Here is a 10478-nt window from a genome sequence, read left to right as displayed (position 1 = left end):
TAAAAATAGTGGAATGTAAATACCATGGACATGGGCATTATCCGTTTTATGGCGAACGGTACAAATCTAAAAATAGTGGAATGTAAATTACGAATCAGTTGACGAGGACACAGGTGAAATTACGTACAAATCTAAAAATAGTGGAATGTAAATAAAGTAACATAAGGAAAAAGAAAAAAGCCCCATAAATTACAAATCTAAAAATAGTGGAATGTAAATTTCTGAGTAGTACCTGGTACCTTCCAAGTAATCTCCTTACAAATCTAAAAATAGTGGAATGTAAATATGGCACGGAAGTAGTCGATAGTGGCTTGTTGCGCAGTACAAATTTAAAAATAGTGGAATGTAAATACAAGAAGAGATTTACGGACAAATCGAGGGGAAATTTTAACGGACGGAACAAGTGTTTTAGCGCACCTTTCTCATTCGGTTGTATTAGAAATTTTGCCGTCTGTAACACTAGGAGTTAGCCTCAAAGACTATTCGATGAATATCCCGAAATAATTTTGGGCGGATATGTTCACATTAGGTTTAAACATAACGAAAGTGCTACTTATCTACCCTTCGCATCAACTTGTCGCTGGGGAACCGACTAACACTCAAATGAAAACACTAACGAAGATAAGTCAGACATTTCCAGATAAAATGACAATTAATGTGCTTAATGAACTTGATTTTAAATTTCCAACGGTTTTCAACAAAGACGCTTGGTTAAATAATTAGGGGAGGTATTATGATGTATAAAAATTTCAATGAATCATTTTTTCAATTAATTGAAGAAGTAAATCAATTAGATAAATCAAAACTCTTTGACTATCAGGCCCGTAAACGTCCGGTTACCGGGTTTGCTTTGCAACGCGATTTATATACAAATGGAAGCACAAAAAATTCGTTTTCATTGTCTAGGGATTATAAAGAAGAATATCCAAAACAAGAAATTGCTCGAATGAAAAAGAATGCGTTGTTGAACTTTGATTACAATATGCGATTCTTCGATAAGCTAGATAAGGGAACATATAACGCGAATATTAACAATGTTCTTGAAAGATTCCCTTTCACACAAGTAACTTCCTTGTTGGAAATTGACAGACAAGATAGCGGTGTCTACTTGTTATGCCTTGATGACTACAACCAGTTTTACGTAGGACAAGGTAAAATTTTCAATCGTATTACAAAACATTGGCGAACCCCGCTTTCGATTGACCGCCTTGTGTTCGGTACGGTAGAAGATTCCCGATTAAGCATCGATTCGTTTGGCGTATTCGATACGAAACGTATTTTTGTATTTCCGACAATTCATGACGGTAAAGACGTAAGCGAATATAGAATGGATTTACTTGAAGAAGAAATCGTGTATAACGTTGACAATGATTATGTCACAAACCGCACGATTGGTGGCAACATAGACGGGTTATTTGAGGCACAGGTGTTGCGTTTCACGCGCGATTTATTATAGAGGGTGGGAAAAATCATGTGGATAAGAAGGAAGCCAGAAGAAGTATCTCTTATTCAATTTAATCTTGAACATTGGAAAAAAGACCCGAACAGCTATCCAACGCTTCCTTACTATCTGATGCTGAAAAAAGAAGGCAGTACAAATCTAAAATAGTGGAATGTAAATTTTGAAAATCGTGTCTGAATTGCTAGTTTTTTGTCGTACAAATCTAAAAATAGTGGAATGTAAATAAAAGAGGAAATGCAAAAGGAATCATTTTTGAGGAAAGTACAAATCTAAAAACAGTGGAATGTAAGCACAGCTACCGCATCACTTTCATCATCAATTGAAAATGTACAAATCTAAAATTAGTGGAGTCTCTTCAGATAAGCTTATTTAATTATTATTAATAATCTTTCTCCTGATTAATTAAAGCAACTGAAACTTTTATCTTTTTCTAAAACTTGTGCCAACAAAGAAAAATCAGTCCTAAGTATGAGGCAGCACTAAGCCTTAGTGGTACAATAAGCTAAAGCCACTAGCGGAGGGGAACCGCACTATTGGGTGGTAGAAAAGAGGAAATGAAATGAAGAAAAGTACGCTAACAGTGATTGGGATCATTGGTATTATTGTGGTCGGAATTGTAGGTTATTTCATTGCAACTTACAATAGTTTGGCAACAGCAGAAAATAGTGTTGATGCAAAGTGGTCGCAAGTGGAAAACGTCATGCAACGTCGGGCAGATTTAATCCCGAATTTGGTAAATAGCGTTAAGGGTAGTATGCAACATGAAACGGAAATTTTTTCAGCAATTACGGAAGCGCGAAAAGAATACAATCAAGCCTCCACGCCGTCAGAAAAAGTGGCAGCTAACGATAAAATTGATCAAAGTGTTGGCACCATGGTCAGTGTGATTAAAGAAAGCTATCCGCAATTAGCTTCCAATGAAAATGTTAAAACGTTAATGACACAATTGGAAGGTACTGAAAATCGTATTTCAGTGGAGCGGAGAAATTATATTACGGAAGTTCAAAGCTACAATCAAAACTTGGTTCGTTTTCCTAAAAACATCGTAGCCAAAATGTTAGGCTTTGAAAAGAAAGCAAACTTTAAAGCTGACGCTGGTGCGGAAAAAGTGCCAGATGTTAGTTTTGAGTAAAGGCGGTGGGGCAGATGAATACAAAAAGCCCGACCAGTTCAACGGTTAAGACCGATCAAAGAATTCGAGAATTTTACCAAGGTGTAAAAAAACGTAATCGCATTATGCGATTCATCTTTTTCATGATCATTTTACTTTTTGGTGTCGGATTAGTGGGATCGATTGTAGATAATCACAATTTTACGGCCAAAAAAGCGGAGTATAACGCACAATTACAAACGTTAAATACCCAAAGAGAAGATATTTTAGCGGGTAAAATTCAACCTCCACAAAAATCTTTTGATACGGTTTTAAAGGAAAATATGGCTAAACTTGGCGATTACCCGAGTCAAGCAAATAATTATCAAGTAAACATCAAAGAGACAAATGCGACAATTACAATTAATAAAAATAACATTTTTGTCTCTGATAATGCCAAAATTATCGATGCGGCGACTAAAAAGAAAATTTACAATTTGAATAAACAACTTGCTGCTAGTACAGAAGGTGCCCAGCTAGAGGTTGTGACAGTTAAAGAGTTGCCGGGTGGAGAAGATATTGAATCTTATGCCAATAAAATTTTTAATCAATTAGGAATTGGCGATAAAACGCAAAATAATGGTGTTTTATATTTGGTTGCACTAGATGATCGTAAGTTTCGACTAGAAGTCGGCTATGGTTTAGAAGGGTTGATTCCTGATGCGACCGCAGATGATATCATTAATAATGATGATGTAGTCGATTTATTTAAAGATAAAAACTATAGCAAAGGGATCAGTCAAGTTGTCGGAGAAGTATTTGATTTGATGAATACGAAAACGGCTTTAGTTGATTCGCAAATTGCACAAGTAGAGTCTCAAAAAAATAATTTGAATTTATTTTATTGGGGCTTACGTATTTTCTTTGTGGTGATGATTTTAGTGGCGGTGGTATTGCTGATTAGTTTAAGTCGAGGAATTCGTTATTTAAAGGGAATTTATCAAGACTACCAAACAACTAGTCAACAATTACCGCAAATGTTTACGGATGAAAAAAGTGCGCAACAAACATTAAAACAGACAGAATTGTATTGTGTGATGTTAAGTGGTCTGTTCGTAGCGGCAACGGCCAGCAGCGTGAAACGAGCAGTCATTCAAGGGCGTTTGTTGAAACAGCCGAATGCCAAAAAATTAGGTTTAGGTCGCGTTTTAATCGGAGACACATTGTATGGCAATTATGGCCAAGTATTGACGCATAGTTATCTGGCCTCTAGTTACAATGCCTCCAATCATAATTCTTCTGGTGGCAGCGGTGGCGGTTCCTGGGGCTCTTTTGGCGGCGGTTCTTCCGGCGGTGGCGGTGCTTCTGGTGGTTGGTAAATAAAATAGGCGGAAAACTTTTTGACAGTTGGTTAAAAACTAGCTGCAAGAAAAGTTTTCCGTTTTTTGTTTGATTAAAGAAAACTGTCTACCAGTATTAGCTTTAATTTGAAAAAATAATTTCGTTTGTTTATTTGCAAACGAAAATAAATCATGTTAGTTTATATATAGATTAATAATGCTTTGAGGAGGGGTGTTTGTGGATAATTTAAGTGTAGCAGACTATAGTCGGGGGTTTTATCAACAAGGGGAAAAATATCATTGTCTTTATTGCGAGACGGTTGCAGAAAGTGGTTGTGTTTATCCTTATGAAGAAAAATTTTTACAAGCAGAAAAATTTATGCAAGTACACGTTGCTGAAAAGCATCAAGGTCCCTTAGCCGCTTTGTTGCAATTGCCCAAAGAAGAAACGGGTTTGAGTGAAACGCAGCAGGAGATATTGACGCTATTTGCGCAAAATATTGAAGATAAATTTATTGCCCAGCGTCTTGGGGTAACAACTTCTACTGTTAGAAATCATCGTTTTAAGTTAAAAGAAAAACAACGACAAGCACAAGTTTTTCTTAGCATTATGACACTATTGGCGCAACCGGATATGCTCTTACCTCATCGCAATGCTAAAATGCTAGATGATCGTTACAATATTACCCCAGAAGAGCAACAGAAGGTTTTGGCAACGTATCGCGATAAAAAAGGATATATTAAAACACTTCCTGCTAAAGAAAAGCGTAAACTTATTTTACTGGCAGATATTGTGAGTCATTTTGAGTTTAATAAAAACTATCATGAAACAGCTTTAAATGAAATTTTACAACAATATGTTGCGGATTTTGTGACAGTAAGGCGGTACTTAATAGAATATGGTTTTATGGCGCGCACAAAAGACGGCAGTAGCTATTGGCGGGTTAATTAATGAGTAGGAGGTGTGACAAAAGTCTTGTACACCTCCTATTTCCGATTCAACGGGTAACAGAAGTTAAGTGCGCCTCCTAAGTTAGATTTCCTGGTCTAACTTTTGGGGCGCCCTTCAAAGCAGTTACTTCGGGAATTCCGTCTTATTTCTTGAAGCTGGTCGCTTCTGTTACACCTTCTTTTTTATGAGCTTTTTTACTTGTCAAAAAGGGAAAACAAGTATAAACTACAATTTAGTTAGCTGGCTAATTAAATTTGAAAGAAGTGAAAAAATGACGCAATTTACCTTTCATGATCGTCCGGATGCTAAACGTTTTGAACAGACGCTCCAAGCATATCCCAATTTAACTACTCCAGAAGTGGCAGAATCCTTTATTCATTTTCAATGGGCCTATCGTGAAATGCAGCGAGGATATGATCAAGTTTTAGCGCATTATGGATTATCGGAATCTAAATTCATTATTTTAATGTTTTTAAAACAGGCGCATAAACAACAATTAGCTCCTTCTGAAATTGCCGAAAAATTAGGTGCAGCCCGCGCGACGGTTACAAAACTGTTGAATAAGATGGAACAAGATGGCTGGGTGAAAAAGAAAATTGATAAAAAAGACAAGCGCATGGTAAACATTCAATTGCTGCCCCAAGGTGAAAAAGTTGTGACAAATTTTCTACCAGCCAATTTTAAGTCAGTTGCGCTGATTTTCTCTGATTTTTCTGCCACTGAACTAGATCAGCTCTTTTATTTATTAACTAAAATAGAAAAAGGTACCAAAAAACTAAACCAAGAAATGGAGTCTTTATTATGACCAACAATACGAATGAAAAAATTCAATTATTAGAAACTTACTTAAGCCTATATATTAATCACTTTGCCATTTTAGATACGCTAGGCCAAGAAGATTCACCTTATGTAGTTTTGGATGTGAGAAATGCACCTGCAGCAGTGAAAAAAGACCAAATTAAAGGTGCAATCCCATTACCTGCCAAAGATTTGGCACAACATCTTGAAGAGTTAGATAAAACTAAAATATATGTTGTTTACGATTGGACAGGTGGGACAATTCTGGGTAAGACCGCTTTGTTAACTTTACTTTCAAATGGTTTTGAAGCTTATGAGTTGGCTGGGGCACTAGAAGGTTGGAAAGGTATGAACTTGCCAATTGAACCCATTGCTTAATGAATTTTATGGTTAAGACTAGAGGTCTGAATTGATTAGCTAACGGAATAAATAAGAAAAATTTTTAATGAACTGTTTACCAATTGAGGTAGACAGTTTTTTTATCTTTTCTTTTCTATATAAATAGGAATAAAAATTATTTAATCATTAAAAAGCTAAATATTTTTCAGTGTTCATATGAACAAAAACTCCTTTGTTACGGTTTAGACCAGGATTATGACTTTAAATCGTAACATATACGTTTTATCTTGACGGGTTATTTTTTGTCTGTTAAATTAATTCTCGTGACAAATCGTAATTTTACGATTTAATTGAGGAGGACTATCATGAAGAAATATTTAATCGGCCTAGGTATGTTACTAAGTGTGGCTTTTTTAAGTGCTTGTGCCAATGGCAATTCAGATAATCAAGCAAAAACAGAGAATGGAAAAATTGAGGCTATCGCGACTTTTTATCCGATGTATGAATTTACCAAAGAAGTTATCGGCGACGAAGGAAATGTTAGCTTGCTTATTTCAGCGGGAACCGAACCCCATGATTATGAACCAAGTGCCAAAGATATTGCCAAAATTTCTGATGCGGATGTTTTTGTCTACAATAGTGAAGAGATGGAAACATGGGTAGATCAAATTGAAGAAAATATTGATGAGAAAAAGACTACGCTAATTGAAGCGTCAGATGGGATTGATTTACTCACAGCAACTTCAGATGGTCATGATGAAGAAGATGAAGACCATGAAGATCACGATCACAGCCATGACAAAGATCCTCACGTTTGGACAGATCCTGTGATGGCGATTAAAGAGGTCAACGAAATAAAAGCAGAACTGAGTGAAAAGTACCCTGCTAAAAAAGCGCAATTTGAAAAAAATGCGGCGGCATATATCAAAAAACTAACAGCTTTAGATCAAGAATATCAAGCTGCTTTTTCCACGGCAAAAAATAAAACATTTGTAGTTCAACATGCAGCTTTTGGTTATTTGGCGCACCAGTACGGGTTGACACAAGAATCAATTTCAGGTATTTCTCCAGATCAAGAACCGTCTGCGAGCCGACTAGCAGAATTAAAGCATTTTGTAGAAGAACACGGGACAAAAGTTATCTACTTTGAAGAAAATGCGAATTCAAAAGTAGCTGAAACATTAGCCAAAGAAACAGGCGTGAAGATGTCTGTTTTAAATCCGTTGGAAAGTTTAACGCAAAAGCAAATGGATGACGGAGAAACTTACATTTCCGTGATGCAACAAAATTTGAAAGCTTTAAAAGAAAGTATTCACTAGGAGTATGGTAAACTTTTAAAAGCGAACTTCAAAAAGAGGAGGCGCAGGCTTTGCGCTATATTGATGTTAAAGATTTAACTTTTTATTATGATGATGAACCAGTTTTAGAAGATATTTCCTACCAAGTCAACGATGGCGAGTTTGTCATTTTAACTGGTGAAAACGGAGCAGCCAAATCTACTTTAATTAAAGCCACTTTAGGACTTTTGAAACCGAGTAAAGGAGAAGTTATGCTGGCAAAAGAAAATGCTAAGGGAGAAAAAATTAGCATTGGTTACATTCCCCAGCAAGTTGCTTCTTTTAATGCCGGTTTTCCTAGTACAGTGGAAGAATTGGTGCGTTCGGGGCGTTATCCGCGGGGGCGTTGGTTTAAGCGTCTGACCAAAAAAGATCATGAGCATGTACAAAAAGCTCTAGAGGCTGTTGGTATGTGGGAAATGCGACATAAAAAAATCGGGGAGCTGTCGGGTGGACAAAAACAGCGGATCAGCTTGGCTCGTATTTTTGCGACAGATCCTGATTTATTTATTTTAGATGAACCGACAACTGGTATGGACGAACAGTCGCGCAATGAATTTTATCGTTTGCTACGTCATAGTGCCCATCAACACGATAAGGCGATTTTAATGATTACCCATGATCACGAAGATATTAAACAATATGCGGATCGTCAAATTCGTTTAGTGCGCAAAGAAGATTCGCCGTGGCGTTGTTTCCATATTGATCGCTAGTAAGGTAACTTTTAGTGGCAAAAATATGTTTAAAAATAGTTGGCGTAGCTGTAAAAAGGAGATTTTATTTTGAGCTTACTAAATTATGAATTTATGCAAAGGGCGATTTTAGCGGCAATTTTTATTGCCGGTATTGCCCCCATGCTGGGCGTTTTTCTAGTGATTCGCCGGCAGTCCTTAATGGCAGATACACTTTCTCATGTTTCATTAGCTGGTGTGGCGTTAGGTTTTTTCTTAAATTTAAATCCCAATTTAACGACGATGTTAGTCGTAGTTGTAGCGGCGATTTTATTAGAATATTTACGGTCGATGTATCGCACGTATTCAGAAATTTCCATTGCCATTTTAATGGCTGGAGGCCTCGCGTTAGCTTTAGTTTTAATGAATTTATCTGGTGGCAACTCCGCTACTAGTATTCAGTCGTATCTCTTTGGTTCTATTGTCACGATTACTTCAGGTCAAGTGATTTTCTTAGGCGTTTTATTTGTAATCGTCAGAGTGTTGTTTGCTTTATTCAAACGTCCGATGTACGTGTTAACTTTTGATGAGGATACGGCTCATGTGGATGGTTTGCCGGTTCATTTAATGTCGATGGCTTTTAATGTTTTAACTGGGGTTGCCATTGCAGTGATGATTCCAATTGCAGGAGCATTACTGATTTCGGCAATTATGGTTTTACCAGCGGCGATTTCCATGCGTTTAGGCAAAAGTTTTGACGTGGTAATCTGGATTGCAACTTTTGTGGGGTTATTTGGTATGCTAAGTGGTTTAACGAGTTCTTTTTATTTAGATACCCCACCAGGAGCTACGATTACATTAGTTTTTATCGGTCTATTTTTAGTGGTAAATATAGTAAAAAGACTCGTTGTAGCGCTGCAACGTTCCAAAAATAAAAAAGTTTCACACTAGTAAATTGATTTGATTTTTATAAGAAGAATCAGAAAGTCGTTATGATTTTCTGATTTTTTTTGCTTAAAAAAACTTGTTTCCTTCATTAGCTAAAATTATTTTGAATTGTTGGAAATTTACCGCACTATTTTAGAATTTTGACAAGAAAGCGTTCACGTTTCACGAACTATTTTGTCTTTTTTTCAGTTAATGCTCGCTTTTTTTAGAATAAGCCCTTATAATAAGGCGAGAAATTTATCAGGAGAGTGAACAGTGTGAAAGTACGTCGTAGTGAACGATTAATCGATATGACGCATTATTTATTGGAACATCCCCACGAGTTGATTCCTTTAACTTTTTTTGCGAAACGTTACGAATCAGCTAAATCTTCTATTAGTGAAGATCTGGCTATCGTAAAAAAAACATTTAAAGAGCGGGGAACTGGAATTTTAGATACTATTCCAGGCGCGGCTGGCGGTGTTTTATTTGTCCCAGAAATTCCTTATGAAGATGCTAAAAAATATATTACCGATTTGGCAGAACGTTTGTCTGAACAAGATCGTTTATTGCCAGGAGGCTACGTATATTTATCTGACTTACTGGGCGAACCAGAGTTATTACGCCAAGTAGGACGCATTATTGCTTCGAAATATTTGGGCCAAAAAATTGATGCTGTAATGACAGTAGCAACTAAAGGAGTACCGATTGCCCAGGCTGTTTCTTCTTATTTAAACGTGCCATTTGTCATTGTGCGGCGGGATTCTAAAATTACAGAAGGCTCAACAGTCAGCGTGAATTATGTTTCCGGCTCGTCAGAACGAATTGAAAAAATGGAATTATCAAAACGGAGCTTAAAACGGGGCTCTCGTGTGTTAGTGGTGGATGATTTCATGAAAGGCGGCGGAACGGTGAACGGAATGAAGAGTTTGATTGAAGAATTTGAATGTGAACTCGTCGGCGTCACTGTATTTGCAGAAACGAAATTTAAAGGCATCAAAGCGATTAAAGACTACACATCTTTACTTTATGTCGAAGATGTTGATACGAAAACCAAAACGATTTCAGTTGTACCAGGGAATTATTTTACTGCCTAAGCTAAGAGGTTGTGACAAAATACTTGTCATAACCTCTTTTTATTTTTTATAGCACGTATTAATTGCCCGTTGTTCTTAAATTTTAAGAATTAGCGCGCTACGCTAATAAGCTAAAATCTTGAGAAATTTAAAAAGCAATTTATCAAGATTTCGTCTTATTACTTGAGAGTTACCCACGTTTGTTTTGCTTTTCTAGATGTCTAGCAAAATGAACTAACTCTCTACGGTAATAAGCCAAAATCGTAAGAAATTAAAGAGACAATTTATTCCGATTTCGTCTTATTACTTGAGAGCTGGGCGAGTTCATTTTGCTTTTCTAGGTGTCTAGCACATGTAGCAACTCTTCGGGAAAAATTCAAAAATTAGTTTCTGGTAAGGAGCACCAGAAAACGAATTTCTGAGATTTTTCCAAAGAGTTACCCGCTACATTTAGCTTTTCTACTGATCTAGCTTCACAAACGAACT

10 protein-coding genes and 1 CRISPR repeat array are annotated in these 10478 nt (G+C 36.6%); all 10 genes read left to right on the top strand.

Annotated features, from left to right (window positions below):
• Positions 1 to 59: 59 nt before the first annotated feature.
• A CRISPR array of direct repeats spans positions 60 to 351; the repeat unit is 29 nt; unit sequence TACAAATCTAAAAATAGTGGAATGTAAAT.
• 382 nt (positions 352 to 733) lie between these two features.
• On the top strand, positions 734 to 1456 hold the full coding sequence (locus tag RU96_RS12285) for a GIY-YIG nuclease family protein (protein ID WP_143350974.1): 723 nt from the start codon (positions 734 to 736) through the stop codon (positions 1454 to 1456).
• Between the two features lie 565 nt (positions 1457 to 2021).
• Entirely contained in the window at positions 2022 to 2594 is a 573-nt protein-coding gene (locus RU96_RS12280; RefSeq protein WP_071865770.1) for a LemA family protein, read from the top strand.
• A 14-nt stretch (positions 2595 to 2608) separates the two neighbouring features.
• A complete protein-coding gene (locus RU96_RS12275) occupies positions 2609 to 3931 on the top strand; it encodes a TPM domain-containing protein (protein ID WP_071865769.1) in 1323 nt (440 codons plus the stop codon).
• A 199-nt stretch (positions 3932 to 4130) separates the two neighbouring features.
• Positions 4131 to 4844, top strand: coding sequence for a DUF2087 domain-containing protein (locus RU96_RS12270; protein WP_071865768.1), 714 nt, complete (start codon positions 4131 to 4133; stop codon positions 4842 to 4844).
• Positions 4845 to 5115: 271 nt separating this feature from the next.
• Positions 5116 to 5649 (top strand): MarR family winged helix-turn-helix transcriptional regulator, encoded by a 534-nt coding sequence (locus tag RU96_RS12265; RefSeq protein WP_071865767.1) that lies wholly within the window; start codon positions 5116 to 5118, stop codon positions 5647 to 5649.
• Positions 5646 to 6020, top strand: a complete 375-nt coding sequence (locus tag RU96_RS12260; RefSeq protein WP_071865766.1) for a rhodanese-like domain-containing protein — start codon at positions 5646 to 5648, stop codon at positions 6018 to 6020. Before RU96_RS12265 ends, RU96_RS12260 begins: the two co-directional genes overlap by 4 nt.
• Before the next feature lie 326 nt (positions 6021 to 6346).
• Positions 6347 to 7300 carry a metal ABC transporter substrate-binding protein gene (locus RU96_RS12255; RefSeq protein ID WP_071865765.1) on the top strand — a complete coding sequence of 318 codons (954 nt, stop codon included), beginning with the start codon at positions 6347 to 6349 and terminating at the stop codon, positions 7298 to 7300.
• A 50-nt stretch (positions 7301 to 7350) separates the two neighbouring features.
• Positions 7351 to 8031, top strand: coding sequence for a metal ABC transporter ATP-binding protein (locus tag RU96_RS12250; protein ID WP_071865764.1), 681 nt, complete (start codon positions 7351 to 7353; stop codon positions 8029 to 8031).
• 69 nt (positions 8032 to 8100) lie between these two features.
• Positions 8101 to 8940 carry a metal ABC transporter permease gene (locus RU96_RS12245; RefSeq protein ID WP_071865763.1) on the top strand — a complete coding sequence of 280 codons (840 nt, stop codon included), beginning with the start codon at positions 8101 to 8103 and terminating at the stop codon, positions 8938 to 8940.
• A gap of 254 nt (positions 8941 to 9194) precedes the next feature.
• On the top strand, positions 9195 to 10013 hold the full coding sequence (gene purR, locus RU96_RS12240) for a pur operon repressor (RefSeq protein ID WP_016173096.1): 819 nt from the start codon (positions 9195 to 9197) through the stop codon (positions 10011 to 10013).
• The last annotated feature ends 465 nt before the right edge of the window (positions 10014 to 10478 follow it).

Source organism: Enterococcus canintestini, from assembly GCF_001885735.1.
GTDB lineage: Bacteria > Bacillota > Bacilli > Lactobacillales > Enterococcaceae > Enterococcus_C > Enterococcus_C canintestini.
The sequence above is the reverse complement of the archived record's forward strand: the minus strand, read 5'-3'. Positions and strand labels throughout refer to the sequence as shown.